The 15,816-nt window shown below is 69.9% G+C and carries 12 protein-coding genes and 1 tRNA gene; 8 read left to right on the forward strand and 5 right to left on the reverse strand.

Annotated features, from left to right (window positions below; all coding sequences use genetic code 11):
- Nucleotides 1–250: 250 nt before the first annotated feature.
- The gene (locus ACSBPH_RS13790) at nt 251–1,168 is read right to left on the reverse strand and encodes a hypothetical protein (protein WP_442574887.1); all 918 of its coding nucleotides are present in this window, start codon (nt 1,166–1,168) and stop codon (nt 251–253) included.
- A 163-nt stretch (nt 1,169–1,331) separates the two neighbouring features.
- Nucleotides 1,332–1,865, reverse strand: a complete 534-nt coding sequence (locus ACSBPH_RS13795; protein WP_442574888.1) for a hypothetical protein — start codon at nt 1,863–1,865, stop codon at nt 1,332–1,334.
- 189 nt (nt 1,866–2,054) lie between these two features.
- Here ACSBPH_RS13795 and ACSBPH_RS13800 point away from each other — a divergent pair, with 189 nt between their 5' ends.
- Nucleotides 2,055–3,236, forward strand: a complete 1,182-nt coding sequence (locus tag ACSBPH_RS13800) for a tyrosine-type recombinase/integrase (protein WP_442574889.1) — start codon at nt 2,055–2,057, stop codon at nt 3,234–3,236.
- A gap of 46 nt (nt 3,237–3,282) precedes the next feature.
- Here the strand turns inward: ACSBPH_RS13800 and ACSBPH_RS13805 are convergent.
- Both ACSBPH_RS13805 and ACSBPH_RS13810 read right to left on the reverse strand, forming a co-directional pair.
- Nucleotides 3,283–3,358: transfer RNA gene (locus ACSBPH_RS13805), tRNA-Met, on the reverse strand.
- 213 nt (nt 3,359–3,571) lie between these two features.
- The gene (locus tag ACSBPH_RS13810) at nt 3,572–4,060 is read right to left on the reverse strand and encodes a heme-degrading domain-containing protein (RefSeq protein WP_442574890.1); all 489 of its coding nucleotides are present in this window, start codon (nt 4,058–4,060) and stop codon (nt 3,572–3,574) included.
- Between the two features lie 353 nt (nt 4,061–4,413).
- Here ACSBPH_RS13810 and ACSBPH_RS13815 point away from each other — a divergent pair, with 353 nt between their 5' ends.
- Both ACSBPH_RS13815 and ppk2 read left to right on the forward strand, forming a co-directional pair.
- Nucleotides 4,414–7,521, forward strand: a complete 3,108-nt coding sequence (locus ACSBPH_RS13815; protein WP_442574891.1) for a hypothetical protein — start codon at nt 4,414–4,416, stop codon at nt 7,519–7,521.
- A gap of 44 nt (nt 7,522–7,565) precedes the next feature.
- Nucleotides 7,566–8,366, forward strand: coding sequence for a polyphosphate kinase 2 (ppk2, locus tag ACSBPH_RS13820; protein ID WP_442574892.1), 801 nt, complete (start codon nt 7,566–7,568; stop codon nt 8,364–8,366).
- A 62-nt stretch (nt 8,367–8,428) separates the two neighbouring features.
- Here the strand turns inward: ppk2 and ACSBPH_RS13825 are convergent, their stop codons facing one another.
- On the reverse strand, nt 8,429–8,842 hold the full coding sequence (locus ACSBPH_RS13825; RefSeq protein WP_442574893.1) for a YccF domain-containing protein: 414 nt from the start codon (nt 8,840–8,842) through the stop codon (nt 8,429–8,431).
- 76 nt (nt 8,843–8,918) lie between these two features.
- Here ACSBPH_RS13825 and ACSBPH_RS13830 point away from each other — a divergent pair, with 76 nt between their 5' ends.
- The 5 genes from ACSBPH_RS13830 (at nt 8,919) to ACSBPH_RS13850 (ending at nt 15,802) form a co-directional block, all read left to right on the forward strand.
- Nucleotides 8,919–9,800 carry a CHAD domain-containing protein gene (locus ACSBPH_RS13830; RefSeq protein WP_442574894.1) on the forward strand — a complete coding sequence of 294 codons (882 nt, stop codon included), beginning with the start codon at nt 8,919–8,921 and terminating at the stop codon, nt 9,798–9,800.
- A gap of 43 nt (nt 9,801–9,843) precedes the next feature.
- Nucleotides 9,844–12,288, forward strand: coding sequence for an ATP-dependent helicase (locus ACSBPH_RS13835; protein ID WP_442574895.1), 2,445 nt, complete (start codon nt 9,844–9,846; stop codon nt 12,286–12,288).
- A gap of 350 nt (nt 12,289–12,638) precedes the next feature.
- A complete protein-coding gene (locus ACSBPH_RS13840; RefSeq protein ID WP_442574896.1) occupies nt 12,639–13,790 on the forward strand; it encodes an SseB family protein in 1,152 nt (383 codons plus the stop codon).
- 483 nt (nt 13,791–14,273) lie between these two features.
- Nucleotides 14,274–15,305: a non-homologous end-joining DNA ligase gene (ligD, locus tag ACSBPH_RS13845; RefSeq protein WP_442574897.1), complete on the forward strand. Its 1,032-nt coding sequence runs from the start codon at nt 14,274–14,276 to the stop codon at nt 15,303–15,305.
- Nucleotides 15,302–15,802 (forward strand): nitroreductase family deazaflavin-dependent oxidoreductase, encoded by a 501-nt coding sequence (locus ACSBPH_RS13850; protein WP_442574898.1) that lies wholly within the window; start codon nt 15,302–15,304, stop codon nt 15,800–15,802. Before ligD ends, ACSBPH_RS13850 begins: the two co-directional genes overlap by 4 nt.
- Nucleotides 15,803–15,816: the final 14 nt, after the last annotated feature.

Raw genomic sequence — 15,816 nt, forward strand, 5'->3', positions numbered from 1 at the left:
TTCGACGGAACACCGCCGACGGACCCGTCAGACGACGCTCGGATCCATCGGGTCCGTGACTATGGGCCGACGTCCCCCTGTCGCTCCTGGCTCCCTCGTACCACCTCGTGCTCGCCATGGACGCGCCGCCTACCAAGGCCGACCATGAGCGCATCGCCATGATCCCCGCGGCGCGCTGACCCTGATCGTCTGACGACGGGGCGCCCGGCGATGGGCCTGGGCGCTGCCTGATGGGCAGCGCCCAGACCTGTCACGCAGCCGCTGCGTCTTCGGTGGAGTCGGACTCGAACCGCTCGTCGACGAAGGCCTTGAACAGTGCGAGGAGATCCTCGTTGTTCTGGATCGCGCGGAGCATGACCGTCAGGATTGTGTCGCGACCCGGCTCGAGTCCCTGCTGCTTGCGGAGATCGAGCTTGCGGGTCTTGATCAGCCTGCCCGCCGACGAGAGGACTGCCTGCTGCATCTGGGCGAAGTCGAGCACGGTCGTGTCGTAGAACCGAGTCGCCGACATGAGCAGCGTCGGACGCGCCCAGCCAGTGGGAACGAGCACGAGCACCTTGCCGTCGACGACGGGGAGCGTGAACTCGGCCTCGTTCCATTCGCAGGTTTCAGGGTTCCACACCTGCTTGCGAACCTTCCTCACCTTGTGACCGTTGGAGGTGAACTCCGGGTAGGTGGCCACCATCTGCTCGGTGAACCTCGCGAGAGGCCCGAACATGATGCGGGTCGTCACGTCGCTCGTGATGTCCTTGTCCACCCCGTCGACGAACAGCGGCAGGTCTTCGAGCTGGTGGAGGATGCCGATGCGCACGAGCGGCTCTACGCGACCGGTGAGGGTCTCCCAGATCCAGGTGCCGACGACCGAAGCGCCTCCGTGACCGTGGAATCCCTCTTCGGACATTCCGAGACGTGTCTCCCACGGCTCGATGAAGCGCTGAAGGAGCGCCTCGCCGCGGCGGAGCGCACCGGGCGATCCGTCGAAGATGCACGCGGTGACCGTGCTCAGGAAGGTGTCTGCGCACCGCACCGCCTCATCGGCGAACGGCTGCGGGCTCTTGATGAGCCGCACCGCGCGCGGATCGAGGTAGAGGCGGTTGTCGGCCGCCACCTCCACGTCGATGAAGGGGACAGGCCCCGTGATTCCGAACTGCTTACTTACTGTGACCATTACAGGTCCTCTCGTGTTCTGACACGAGGAAAAATCGCGGGTTCGCTTGCCGGACCTTCCGGTATGGTGTTGGTGACCATCCAAGTCACCACCGCGTCCTCGTATCGGTGGATCTGGCCCGAGTCCGCTCCAACGGTTCGGGCCAGAGGTCTGTGTGGGTGTATCAATCGCCCTCCGCGAGTTTCCACTGTCCGCGGCCGACGTTCATGACGCGTGAGTTGCGGTTCAGGTATGCGAGGGCGGCACCGATCGCATCCCGACTGTCGTCGCGCCCGCGTTCGTGCAGGAACTCCTCGATGGCGGCGGGGGTCGCGAAGCCCTCGGGTCCGCGGCTCAGGATCTTCACGGCCGTCTCAACTGCATCGGAGCGCGGCTGTCGCTCGAGACCGTCGTCGAGGGAGAAGAGACCCACCACGGCGGAGGTCCGTGCTTCCGTCGTCGCGGCAGCGCTATCGGGGAAGCGGCGCGCGAGCGCGAGGCGATATCCCTGCTCTTCGACGCGAAGATCATCGCGTTCAGTCTCGAGTTCCTGGATCTGCTCCATGAGGTCGCGGATCTTCGTCTCCGTCTCCTGGCGTGCAGCGATTGTGCTCTCGATCAGCTCGAGAAGCGTGTCAGCAGTGATGGGCATGGGAACCTCCTTACACCGACAATCATACACCATGATCAGGGTTGTGTGTTTGCTCAGGCCGAACATGTGTGTGGGGTAATTGCCCACGGGTGGTTGCTTACCCTGCCGTAGTCCCTCATTAAGGTGTTGGATCTCGCCCTAGAGTCTGGATCGGAGGGGTCCGCGTCCGCTACACCATGGTGTAACGACGGGTGAGCACGTAGAGTATTTGTTGAAATACGGAGCTGATCTGCAAATTAGTCATCGGGGTGCGGCATGGGAAGCATTGAGCCTTACGAGACAGCCTCTGGCCGTCGTTACCGTGTGCGATACCGGCGCCCCGATCATCGACAGGCAGCGAAGCGCGGCTTTCGGACCAAGCGCGAAGCCGAACGGTACCTGATCTCGGTCGAATCGCAGATGCTGACAGGCGACTTCATCGATCCTGCAAGCTCTCGAGTGACGGTCGGCGAACTCGCGCCCGATTGGCTCGATGTCAAGCGGATGAAGCTGAAGCCGTCGAGTTACCGGCACCTGGATGATGCCTGGCGCGTCTACGTGGAGCCTCGGTGGGGCGCAGTGCAACTGGGGGCGATCACTCACTCCGATGTACAGAAGTGGATCACGGAGGTGAGCGCCGGGACTGCTCACACCGTGCGCCGCTACCACGCGAGGACGGCTCAGCAGGGCAACCGTCCGAAGAGCGCGACGGTGGTCATTCGTGCGTACGGCGTTCTCGCGGCCGTCCTCGATGTCGCGGTGCGGGATCGGCGCATCCCTCGCAACCCGGCTCGCGGTGTCGACCTGCCGCGGAAGGGCAAGAAGCGGCACGTGTACCTGAGTCACGAGGAGGTCGACTCCCTCGCCCGCGCCGCCGCCCCGGAACACGCGACCATCGTCTTCGTGGCCGGCTACACCGGGCTGCGCTGGGGTGAACTCTCCGCGCTTCGGGTCCGCGATCTCGACCTCGAGCGTCGCCGGCTATCCGTCAACGAGAACGCCGTGCGCGTCGGGTCGGAGTTGCACGTCGGGTCTCCGAAGACGCACGAACTGCGTTCGGTGGGGTTCCCGAACTTCCTGGCCGAACCCCTCGGCGAACTCGCCAGCGGCAAGGAACCGCGCGCCCTCCTCTTCGGTGATGGGGACGACCACATCCAACGCCCTCGATCGTCCGGCGCATCACGCTCGTGGTTCATGCGTGCGCTCACCGACGCCGGCCTGCCCCGAATGACGGTGCACGATCTGCGACACACCGCAGCATCCCTTGCCATCGCGTCCGGAGCGAACGTCAAGGCAGTCCAGCGAATGCTCGGGCACGCCTCGGCGGCTATGACGCTCGACGTCTACGCCGACCTCTTCGATGACGATGTGGACGCCGTCTCGGCCGCCCTCGACCGGGCCCGTACGACGGCGCTTGTGTCCAAACCGCGTCCAGAAGCCCCGCCTGGCGAAGTCTGAAGGGCCGCGATCCCCTGAAAAAACAGGGATCGCGGCCCTTCCCCCGTGGACGCGACGGCGGGAGTCGAACCCGCAGCGCTCCCGGGTATGAGCCGGTGCCCGGGACCACCCGGATCGCCGCGATGACCCTACGCTGGCCCCGCACCGCGAAGAAGGGAGTCACCGTTAACCGGGGTTTCCCCGTGTGTCGCCTGATGTCGCCAAGGCGGCCCCCGCCGACGCGCCTCGCAGGCGCGGCTCCACGCCGGCATGGCATCTCGCCGACGCGCCGACCCGGTCGCGATCGCCCGGGCACGACCGTCGGTGAGCCCGCTCTCACACAGCGCCGATACGACTCACGCGCCGCCGAGTTCCGCCTGCAGCGCGCGGAGGTGCTCGACGACGAAGGCGTGGTCGTCGGCCTGGGGGAGGCCCGACACTCCGACCGTGCCGACGACGCCCACGCCCGCGATCGTGATCGGGAACACCCCGCCGTGCGCGGCATAGAGGGACGTGTCGAGCCGAGCCGAGGTGTCGAAGTCCTTGCCGACGGCCGCGAAGGACAGGCCGACCCCGTACGACGACCGGCCGTAGCGGCGGGCCACGCGCGACTTGCGTTCGAGCCAGCCGTCGTTGTCGGCGCTCGATCCGGGCAGTGCCACGTGGAAGACGCGTGCCTCGCCGAGCGAGATGCCGATGACGATCGGCAGGCCGCGGTCGAGGGCGGCGCTGCGCATAGCCGAGCCGAGACGCCACGCGTCGTCGAGGTCGAAACGGGGCAGCACGATATCGCGCTCCTCCGCCTCGACGCGGGCAAGGATCTCGGACGGCGTCTGCTCGCTCATGCTGCCGACAGTAGCGCCCCGTATGGGACGGATGCCGCGTCCCCGCGCCCACCGACCCGACACGCTTCCCATCCGGGCCGCACCGGGCCTCGGCATCCGCCCCCCAACGCGGGCGCCGCTCGCCGAAACCGGGGATTCTCGTCGAGACAGGGGGGAAATGCCCCTGTCTCGACGAGAATCCCTTGGCTCGGCGCACACGCCGAGGGCACGCACGAGCCCAGGGCAACCGGCAGGGCGAACGGATGCCGCGCCCCGGCCCCGCGGGAACGGATGCGTAACGATTGCCACCGCCTCATCCACAGGTCGCTCGACCGGGGCGAGGCCGCGGGCCGCGTCCGTCTAGGCTTCTCCGCATGCCAACGGCGCGACGAAGGGGAATCCTCGCTGCCGTCACCGCCATCGTCCTGCTCGCCTTGGGCCTCGGGGTCGGACTCGCCGTCGGTGATGCGCTCGGAATCCGCACGGAACCCTCCACCCAGATGACGCCGGCCGACCCCGTCGTGCCGGACATCCCGCAACCCGTCGCGCCGCCCGCCTTCACGACGGTGGACGCCCCGGCCACAGCGCGCATCACGACCGCGCTCGAGGAGCTGTCCGCTGCGACGGCGCACGCCGGCACGACGGCCGGAGAGGCATCCCTCACCGTCGTCACATCGGCGGGCGGCGCATCACAGAGCGGCGCAGCACAAGGCGGCTCGGGACGAAACCCCGAGACCGGCGCAGCCGACGACTCCTACACGCTCAGCGGCGACCCGACCACCCTCCGGATCGACGCGGCCACCGAAGCCGGCGCCGCACGCGGCATCTACGACCTCGCCGACGCGGCGCGTGTCGGCTCGTCCGTCGAGTCCCTCCTCGGCGACCACGCGGCCTCGAAGCTGCCGCTGCGGATGGTCGATCTCGGCGCCGTCGGAGTCGATCCCGACCCGTCGCAGTGGGTGGACGGCACCGACTACTCGCACGTGTCGCGCGCCTTCGAAGACGTCTACCTCTCCGACCCGCCGTACATCGATCAGGATGCCTTGGCCGCGGCCTATGACGACTGGGACGAGTTCCTCCGGCACAGCGTCGCGAACGGCTACAACGCGGTGTCGTGGCCGGGCTTCATCGAGTTCGCCACCTTCGCCGACGTGCCGGGCGGCCCCGTCTACCCTGACGGCGATCCGCACGTCGCGCGCGCCCTCGCGCTGCGCGACGCGTTCGGGCCGTTCTGGGATCGCGCGGCCGAGCTCGGCGTGAAGATCTACCTGCGCACCGACATGCCGACCCTCACTCCCGAGCTCGCCGACTACTTCGACGAGCGGTTCGGCGGCCTCGACACCGAGAACCCCGAGCTGTGGAAGACCTACACCGCGGCCCTCGACGAGCTCTACGCGGCGGAGCCGTCGCTGTCGGGCATCCTCATCCGCATCGGCGAGGGCGGCAACGTCTACCAGGAGCCGGGCTGGGACTACTACTCCGAGATCGCCGTCCGCTCGGTCGAGGCCGTGCGGACGATGCTCGAGACGTACTCGGCGCAGGCCGAGGCATCCGATCGTGAAGTGATCTTCCGCACGTGGAGCGTCGGGATCGGCGATGTCGGCGACATGCACACCGACCAGGCCTCGTATCACCAGGTGCTCGACGGCATCGACTCGCCCGCGCTCATCGTGTCGACGAAGTACACGCTCGGCGACTTCTACAGCTGGCTGCCGCTCAACGACACGCTCGAGACCGGGGATCAGCGGCGCATCGTCGAGTTCCAGAGCCGCCGCGAGTTCGAGGCGTTCGGCTCGTTCCCCAACGACCTCGGCACGCAGTACCAATGGGCGCTGCAGACGCTCCTCGCGGCGAACCCGAACATCGAGGGCGTCTGGACGTGGACGCAGGACGGCGGCCCGTGGCGTGCCGGCCCGATGAGCCTGTACCTCAAGAGCGGCTTCTGGCAGCTCTACGAGCTGAACACCCAGACGGCCGCCGCGCTCGCGCGCGACCCCGGCGCCGACATCGGCCGGGTCACCGTCGACTGGGCGAGGGAGTGGTTCTCGGAAGACCCGGCGACCGTCCGCGCGATCGCCGAGGCGATGGCCCTCTCGCGCGACGCGATCACGCAGGGGCTCTACATCCAGCCGTTCGCCGAGCGGCGCACCTTCGCGCTCGGGCTCGAGCCGCCGCCGCAGATGTGGATTTTCGAGTGGGACATCCTCACGGGCGACTCCGCGAGCCTCGGCGTCATCTACGAGATCTCGCACGACCGCATCGACGAGACCATCGCCGCGGGGCACGAGGCGGTCGCCAAGGCCGAGCAGATGCGGGATCTCGTGGCGGGGACGGATGCCTCGACCTGGCGCGACTCCGAACTGCGCGACGCCTTCCTCGGCACGCTCGACTACCAGGCCGACGTGCTCCGGATGCTCGGCGCCTACCGCGAGATGTTCCTCGAGCAGATGCGGTGGCACGACACCCTCTCGCCCGACGCGCAGGCCGCCTGGTCCGAGGCGCGGGACGAGTTCGTGAAGCTCGCCGCGCAGCACCGCGAGACCTACACCGGAGACGTCGACCACCCGGCGTGGAATCTCGATGCGGCGCTGCAGTTCGTGGAGCGCGCCGACCGCGACGCGGCGATGGCGTGGGTCGCCCGGATCCTCCTCGCCCTCGCCGCCGCGTGGATCGTCATCGGGATGATCGCGACGCGGACGCGGCTCGTCCGCCGTCCGGGTGCGGCGGCGGCCCGCGCGACGTGGCTCGCTGCGACCCGGCCGTGGCGCGCGCAGGAGTCGACGCTCGGTTTGCTGCCGCTCGACCGCTGGCTGCTCCTGCTCGTTCCGGTCGCCCTCCTGGTCGGGACGAGAGCGGTCCAGACCTCGTTCCTCTCGTGGACGCACCTCGTCGTCGTGCTCGCCGGGTGGCTCGTCTTCGCCCTCGCCGTCGAGCTGCTGCTGACGCGCAAGCGGTCTCCGTGGCCGGTCATCGCCGCCGTCGGCGGCGTCGTCGTGCTGCGCTGCATCGTCACGCTGACGGCACTCGCATTCACCGGTCCCGGCGGGTACTGGTTCGCGTTCTGGACCGACCCCGTGCGCCGGACGGTCTACATCTCGATCGCGTTCGCGCTGTTCCTGTGGGTCTTCGTCGCGGCCGGCTGGGCCCTCTCGACGCAGCTCGGACGCCGGCGGGCGGCGGGCGTCGTGCTCGCCGCGATCGGGGCGGCCCTCGCCATCCCGGCCACTGCCGTCGCGATCATCGGCCTCGAGCCGTCGCTTTCGCTCTGGAACGACCAGATGGGCTTGCTGCCGTGGGGTCTGGCGCGCATCCTCGGGCTGACGACGTACCTCGAGATCCCATCCGACACCGCCTGGTGGGCGGCGGCCGTGGGCGCCGTCCTGTTCGTGATCGGCGTGCTCCTCGCGCTCTGCTGGGGGCGCGGCCGCACCGGAGTCCCGGCCGGCGGCGGCACCCGACATCCGGAACGCGCTCAGGGCTAGGCTGGCGCCGTGCACGCAACGGCGCGTGCGAGCGGGAGGTACGCATGGGCAAGAAGTCCAAGAAGCGCGAAGGCGGCCTGAGCGACAAGCAGTACGCGAAGCAGCTCAAGAAGCTGCACGTCGAGCTGGTGAAGCTGCAGGAGTGGGTCAAGCACGAGGGCGTCAAGATCTGCATCGTCTTCGAGGGACGCGACGGCGCGGGCAAGGGCGGCGTCATCAAGGCGATCACCGAGCGCGTGAGTCCGCGGGTCTTCCGCGTCGTGGCGCTCCCCGCGCCGAACGATCGCGAGCGCAGCCAGATGTACATCCAGCGCTACATCACGCACTTCCCCGCCGCAGGCGAGGTCGTGATCTTCGACCGCTCCTGGTACAACCGTGCCGGTGTCGAGCGGGTGCTGGGGTTCACCGACGACGCGACGGCCGACAAGTTCCTGACGATGGTGCCGCTCGTCGAGAAGGCGATGATCGATTCGGGCATCATCCTCTTCAAGTACTGGCTCGAGGTGAGCCCCGAAGAGCAGACGCGCCGCCTCGAAGGGCGGATCACCGACGGGCGCAAGACGTGGAAGCTCTCGCCGATGGATCTCCTGTCGTACAACCGCTGGTACGACTACTCGCGAGCGCGCGACAAGATGTTCGAGGCGACCGACACCGACTTCGCGCCCTGGTACGTCGCGGGCTCCAACGACAAGCAGAAGGCGCGGCTGAACATCATCTCGCACCTGCTGTCGAAGATCCCCTATGTCGAGATCCCGCGCGAGGAGCCCGTTCTTCCCGAGCGGCAGGGCCCCGGAGACTACGTCGAGCCGGACTACCCCTACCGCCACGTGCCTGAGAAGTACTGAGGGCGCGGGCTCCCGCGGAAGGGGAAGGGCGACGGATGCCGGGGCCGCAGGTGTCAGGGCGGTCAGGCGCCGCGCTGGGCCATCGCCTGGTCGAAGGCGCCCCCACGCGTGGAGACGATGTCTTTGCCGAGCGGCATGAGCGAGACCGGGACGAGCTTGAAGTTCGCGATGCCGAGCGGAATGCCGATGATCGTCAGGCACAGCAGGATCCCCGTCACGATGTGCTCGATGGCGAGCCACCAGCCCGCGAGGATGACCCAGATGACGTTGCCGAGGAACGACCACACCCCGGCCGTCGGCTTGCTCACGACGGTGCGACCGAATGGCCACAGGGAGTACAGCCCGACGCGGAACGACGCGATGCCCCACGGGATCGTGATGATCAGGATGCACAGCACGACGCCGACCGCGAAGTAGCTGAGGAACAGCCAGAACCCCGCGAGGACGAGCCAGATGATGTTCAGTAGCGTGCGCACGCACTCATCCAACCAGTTCCTCACCGGGACGATGCTGAACGTCTCGCCCGGGGCACCGCGTCGCTAGGCTCGGCGCATGTCGAACGGGTCGGCGTCGCTGACGACGCGCGAGTTCCTCGGCGAGGCCGTTCGGACGGCGGCGGCGGAGGTCGAGGAGACGGCCGCGGCCGCGCTCGCGGATGAGCCCGACGGCGTGCACCAGCACCGCGTCCGGGTGCGAAGGCTCCGCAGCGTCCTGGCCGGGTTCCGCGACCGTCTCGATCGCGAGACCGCCGACGGCATGCGCGCCCGTTTCGCGGAGTGGGGCGGCGAGCTCGGCGCCGTGCGCGACATGGAGGTGCGCGCCGATGTCGCCGAGCAGGAGCTCGCGGACGCCGGCATCGACGATCCCGACATGGTCCGCCGGCTCGTCGCGGGGGACCGGCAAGCCCATGCGCGCGCTCACGCCCGGCTCGTCGCGCTCGCCGCGACGCCCGAGGCCGCTGCGCGGCGGAAGGCGCTCGCGGGGCTGGGCGCGGCATCCGTCACCGGGGATCCCGACGAGAAGGCGGCTCCCTTCATCGCCGCCGTGCTCGCCGCGCAGGCGCGGCGCGTGCGCAAGGCGGCGGCGCGGATCGACGGCAGTGAGGAGTCGTACCACGCCGTCCGCAAGTCGGCGCGGCGCCGGCGGTACGTCGCCGAGGCGGTCGCCCGGAGCGCGCCGGGGCTGTACGAGACGCAGGTCGAGGAGCTGGCGGGCGTCGGCGAGGCGCTGCACGACGCGCTCGGCGGCCACCGCGACGCCGTGCTCTTCGCCGACCATGTCGCGCGAGAGAGCGTGCTCGCGGCGCGGGCGGGGGAGTGGATCGAGGCGTATCCGGCCATCGAGGCCTCGGCGCGCGCGGCGGCGGCCGAACGCCTGGCGGCGCTGCCCCACGCGCTTCAGCGACTTCGCCGCGCGGCATCCGATCTGCGGTGACGCCCGGGCGGGTGTCGGGCGTCGCGCCTAGACTTATCGGGCCATGACCGACGCCAGTACGCCCCTCATCGTCGGCAGCGACATCGGACCGCAGACCTCTGGATCGCGTGCCGACGAAGATCTGCTCGCGGGACTCAATCCTCCGCAGCGCGAAGCCGTGACCTATCGCGGTCCCGCGCTGCTCATCGTCGCGGGTGCGGGATCGGGCAAGACGAGCGTGCTGACCCGGCGAATCGCGTCGCTGCTTCGCAACCGCGAGGCGTGGCCGAGCCAGATCCTCGCGATCACGTTCACGAACAAGGCCGCCGGCGAGATGCGCGAGCGCGTGCAGCAGCTCGTCGGAGACACTGCCGCGCAGGGCATGTGGATCTCGACGTTCCACTCGGCGTGCGTGCGCATCCTCCGCCGCGAGGCGCAGCAGTTCGGCTTCACGAAGGCGTTCACGATCTACGATTCGGGCGACTCCCGCGCCCTGGTCAAGCGGCTCGTGAAAGAGCACGAGGCGGATGCCTTCGGCCTGACCCCCGCGGCGGTCCAGAGCCGGATCTCCAAGCTCAAGAACGAGCTCGCCGACGCCGAGTCCTACGCGCGCCAGGCCAACATGAACGACCCCGCCGAGCGCATCTTCGTCGACGTCTTCGCCGACTACCAGCGGGCGCTGCAGCGGGCGAACGCCTTCGACTTCGACGACCTCATCGCGCAGACGGTCTACCTGTTCCGCGCCTTCCCGCATGTGGCCGACGTGTACCGCCGGCGGTTCCGCCACATCCTCGTCGACGAGTACCAAGACACCAACCACGCGCAGTACGCGCTCATCAACGAGCTCACGCAGCCGCTCTCCGATCCTGCGGGCGAGGCGTTCGGCGACGGCGGCATGATGATCTTCGACGCGCCGTCGGCCGACGCGCTGCCGGCGGCGTCGCTCACGGTCGTCGGCGACTCCGACCAGTCGATCTACGCCTTCCGCGGCGCCGACATCCGCAACATCACCGAGTTCGAGCGCGACTACCCCGGGGCGAAGGTCGTGCTCCTCGAGCAGAACTACCGCTCGACGCAGAACATCCTGAGCGCCGCCAACGCCGTCATCAGCAACAACTTCGACCGCAAAGACAAGAAGCTGTGGACGGATGTCGGGGCCGGCGAAAAGATCGTCGGCTTCACCGGCTACTCCCAGCACGACGAGGCGCAGTTCGTCGCCGACGAGATCGAGTCACTTCGTCGTGCCGGTGTCGACTATGCCCAGATGGCGGTCTTCTACCGCACGAACTCGCAGTCGCGTGCATTGGAGGAGATCTTCATCCGCTCGGCGGTGCCCTACAAGATCATGGGCGGCACCAAGTTCTACGAGCGCGCCGAGATCAAGGACGCCCTCGCCTACCTCGTCGCGGTGGCGAACCCGGCCGACGAGATGGCGGTGCGCCGCATCCTGAACAAGCCGCGGCGCGGGATCGGCGATGTCACCGAGACGGCGATCGCCCGGTACGCCGCCGACGAGGGGATCACGTTCCGCGACGCCCTCGCGAACGCCTCGGCACTCGGCGTCGGGCCCAAGATCCAGGCCGCGATCGCGCAGCTCGACGCCGTGCTCGCCGAGGCGACCGACCACATGCTGCCCGCGACGGGCGAGCTCGCGCCGCCGACGGCGGTCGCCGAGGGACTCCAGATCCTCCTCCAGAAGAGCGGCTATCTCGACGCCCTGCGCGCCAGCAAAGACCCGCAGGACGAGGCGCGCGTCGAGAATCTCGACGAGATGGTCGCGGTCGCGCGCGAGTTCGCGCGCAACAACCCCGAGGGCACCGTGATCGACTTCCTCGCCGAGGTCGCGCTCGTCTCTGACGCCGACGACCTCGACGATGCGACGGGCTCCGTCTCGCTCATGACCCTGCACACGGCGAAGGGCCTGGAGTACGACGCCGTCTTCGTCACGGGTGTGGAAGAAGACCTCATTCCGCACCGCATCTCGGCGGGGGAGCCCGGCGGTCCTCAGGAAGAGCGGCGCCTCTTCTACGTCGGCGTCACGCGTGCCCGCAAGCGTCTGTTCTTCACGCTCGCGATGACCCGTGCACAGTTCGGCGAGGTCACCGTCGCGATGCCGAGCCGCTTCCTGCAGGAGATCCCGGCCGAGCTCATCGACTGGCGGCAGTCGCCGGGCGATGTCAATTCGCGCGGCGGCTCCCAGTCGCGCGCGCTCAACGCCCGCAGGCCGGGCGGCGGCTGGGGCGGCCCCTCCAACGGCAAGCGCTACGGCGACGACCTCGTGCCGAAGTCGACGGCGATCGACCGCTTCGCCAACAAGATCCCCGCGAAGGTGCGCGACAACGGCGACATGGTGCTCGCCCCCGGCGACCGCATCCGCCACGACGACTTCGGTGAGGGCCGGGTGGATGCCGTGACCGGCGAGGGCGCGAAGCGCGTCGCGCACGTGCGCTTCGACAAGGCCGGCCCGAAGAAGCTCCTCATCAAGATCGCGCCGATCGAGAAGCTCTGAGGCGAGGCGTCGGCGGGCGGCGCCCGCGGCGCGGGTATCGTGCGCGGCGGGGGTAGCGCGGCCCGGCCCCTGCGGGGTCCGCGGGCGCGGGTAGCGCGGCCCGGCTTGCCCCGGCGGCGCGGCGCCGCTGCTGCTCTCCCCTGCTGACCGGCCCGCCCCTGCGGGGTCCGCGGGCGGGGCGGGCGAGCGCGCCGCCTCTGCTGCCCGGCCCGCCCCGGGCGGCGCGCTCCCGCTGCTGACCGGCCCCCCCGCGCCGCGCCGCCGCTGCTGACCGGCCCCGCCCTGCCGGCAGCCCCGTCCGCTGCCGGACCGTCCCTGCGGGGTCCGCGGTCGCGGGCTAGGCTCGATCGATGGCTCTTTTCTCGCGCGGCAAGCGCAACCGCGACCAGTCCGCCGACGACGCCGTCGAGCGGTCCACCGAGCAGTCGGCGCCTGAACAGTCGGCTCCCGAGCAGTCGGCTCCCGAGCAGTCGACCGCCCAGCGGGCCGCCGCTCCGTCGGCAGCACCGACTTCGGCGGATGCGCCGGCTTCCGAGGCGACGGATGTGACGGATGCGGCGGCCCAGGCATCCGTCGGCATTTCCGTGTCGTCGTTCCGCGGGGTCGGAGCCGTGCACACCGACGAGCCCGCAGCCGCCGCCGCAGCCGCCGCGACCGACGAGCCTTCCGCGACCGCCCCGACGGGTCAGCTGCGGATGGGACGGGAGACTGCGCCGCCGGCGCGCGAGAGCGTCCCCGGCCTGCGCGACAACGTGCTGCTCGCGGAGTCGCTGGCCCTGCTGCCGGCCGATCCCACGCCGCCGCAGATCATGAACGTCGCGCGTCAGCTCCTGCAGGGCCACCTCTACCTGCGGGTCAAGGGCGACGCGCGCTCGCTGCTCGCGGAGGGCAAGGAGCTGCCGCTCGCGATCGTGACCCTCGGCGAGGAGAACTTCGTCGTCGCCTACAGTGGCGGCGTCTCGCTCGGCGCGAGCCTGCGCAGCGACGGGGCCAACGACACCTCGGCGATGGGACAGCCGACGCTGACCGTGCTCAAGTACGTGCTCGCGGGCCCTTATGCCGGACTCGTCATCGATCCGGCATCGGCGCCGGCGCGCGTGATCCTCCGACGCGACATGCTCGAGCGGATGGTCGAGGGCGTCGACGCGGAGCTGGCGATCAAGGGGCTCCTCGCGGGCGAGCGCACCGCGGCCACGGCCGCCGCCGTCGCGGAAGCGCTGGGTCGCGCGCCGTTCTGGGTCGCCGTGAGCCGCGTCGACGAGGAGGGCAGGTTCGGCGTCGCCGAGGCGCGGACGAACGAGGGCGAGCGCTTCGTCGAGCTCTTCTCGCATCCGCTCGAGGTCGTGGTGCTCGGCCGGGGCGATCAGCCCGCGCCCATGAATGCCGAGCAGCTGGCCAAGGCGCTGCGCGCCGATCCGGGAATCACGGGCGTGATCATCGATCCCGCCGGCCCCTGGATCCGCCTGACCCGCGACGACCTCGCGGTACTCACCGCCGACTGACGTCCCCGGGCCGCCGACTGTCGGGTCCGGCGCCCCGTGGCGACCTCGCTGCGTACCCAATTCAGGATGAGAACTGCGATTCGGCCTTTCAAAGGGTTTTCGGAGGCCTTCTTCGGCTTTCATCCTGAGTTCGGTACGCGCGCGGACCATGAGTCAGGTACGCGCGGGCCCCGAGTCCGGTACGCGCGGGGGTCGAGCGCTACGCGCCGGCCGTCGCGTCCGTTGCCCGGGCAAGTCCCCGCTGCGTACCCAACTCAGGATGAGAACTGCGATTCGGCCTTCTACGGGGCCTTCGGCGGCTTTCTTCGGCTTTCATCCTGAGTTCGGTACGCGCGCGGGCCCCGAGTCCGGTACGGGCGGGGGCTCCGGGTGGTGGGTGGTGGGTGGCGGGGCGGGCTGCGCGACCGGCGTCGGGCAACTGACGCCGGGCGGGGTGACGCAAGCCCGTGACGCGGGCCGGAGCGTGCCCCTAGGGTCGGTGTCATGGCCTCCCCGCGCATCACCCTGACCGTGCCCGGCCCCGACGGCGAGCGCGAAGTCGGCATCTCCAACCCCGACCGCGTGCTGTGGCCCGAGGTCGGGATCACCAAGCGCGAGCTCGCCGAGTACCTCGTGACGGTGGCGGGGCCCTTCCTCGCGGCCAACGGCGACCGGCCCGTCTCGCTCGAGCGGTTCCCCGACGGCATCGACGGCGAACGGTTCTACTCCAAGAACCCGCCCAAGGGCGCCCCGCCGTACGTGAAGTCGCAGACCGTCACCTACAACAGCGGGCGGAGGCATCCGCAGATCGTCCTCACCGAGATCGCGGCGGCCGTGTGGGCGGCGCAGATGAACACCGTCGTCTTCCACCCGTGGGCCTCGCTCGCGTCCCACACCGACAACCCCGTGGAGCTGCGCATCGATCTGGATCCGCAGCCGGGTACGGATTTCCAGGATGCCGCGGCCGTCGCCCCCGCGCTTCGAGAGGTGCTGCAAGAGGCCGGCCTGACGGCGTTCCTCAAGACGAGCGGCAGCCGCGGCATTCACGTCTTCTGTCCCATCGAGCCCGCGTGGGAGTTCCTCGACGTCCGCCACGCGGTCATCGCGGCGGGACGCGAGCTCGAGCGACGCCTGCCCGACAAGGTCACGACGAACTGGTGGAAGGAGGAGCGCGGACAGCGCATCTTCATCGACTTCAACCAGGCCAATCGCGACCGCACGATGGCTGGTGCCTACAGTCCGCGGGCGCTCCCCGGCGCGACCGTGTCGACCCCGGTGACGTGGGAGGAGCTCGAGGCGGGCGTCGACCCGGCGGCCTTCACGGTGCGCTCCGTGCCGGAGCGGCTCGCCGTGCAGGGCGACCCGTGGGCGACGCTCCTCGACGAGCCGGGCCGCATCGACACGCTCCTCGAGTGGTGGCAGCGCGACCTCGACGAGGGGCTCGGCGAGCTGCCGTTCCCGCCCGACTTCCCCAAGATGCCGGGCGAGCCGCCGCGCGTGCAGCCGAGCCGCAAGAACGAGGCGAACTGGAGATGACCGCGGGCGCCCTGCGGGAGCGTGTCGGCCCGGCCGACCGCGTGATCGCGCGTCTGCTGCGCACCCGGTGGCTCATGCGGGCTCCGATCCCGCTGTATCGGGCGGGCCTGGGCTGGATGTTCGGGCAGCGCCTGGTCATGATCGAGCATCGCGGACGCGTGTCGGGCCGCCGCCGCTTCGTCGTCGTCGAGCTCGTCGCCGTGGAGCGCAACGCGGTGCGCGTCGCGAGCGGCTTCGGGCGGCACTCCGACTGGTATCGCAACATCAGGTCGAACGGAGTGGCCTACCTCAGCTTCGGCCGCTTCCGCCGCGTGCGAGCGAGCGCGCGTCTGCTGGCGCCGGAGGAGTCGGCTCGGAGGCTCGCGCAGTACGCCGCCGCTCGCCCCGTGGCGTGGCGGCACCTGCATGCCGCGATGAGCGCGCTCCAGGGCCGCGAGCCGGAGATCCCGCTCGTGGAGTTCGGGCCGCCGCGCGATCATCCGTTCGACGCAGACTGACGGGAGCGGCCGCG

Origin of the sequence: Microbacterium sp. F51-2R (assembly GCF_052180235.1) — a bacterium.
GTDB lineage: Bacteria > Actinomycetota > Actinomycetes > Actinomycetales > Microbacteriaceae > Microbacterium.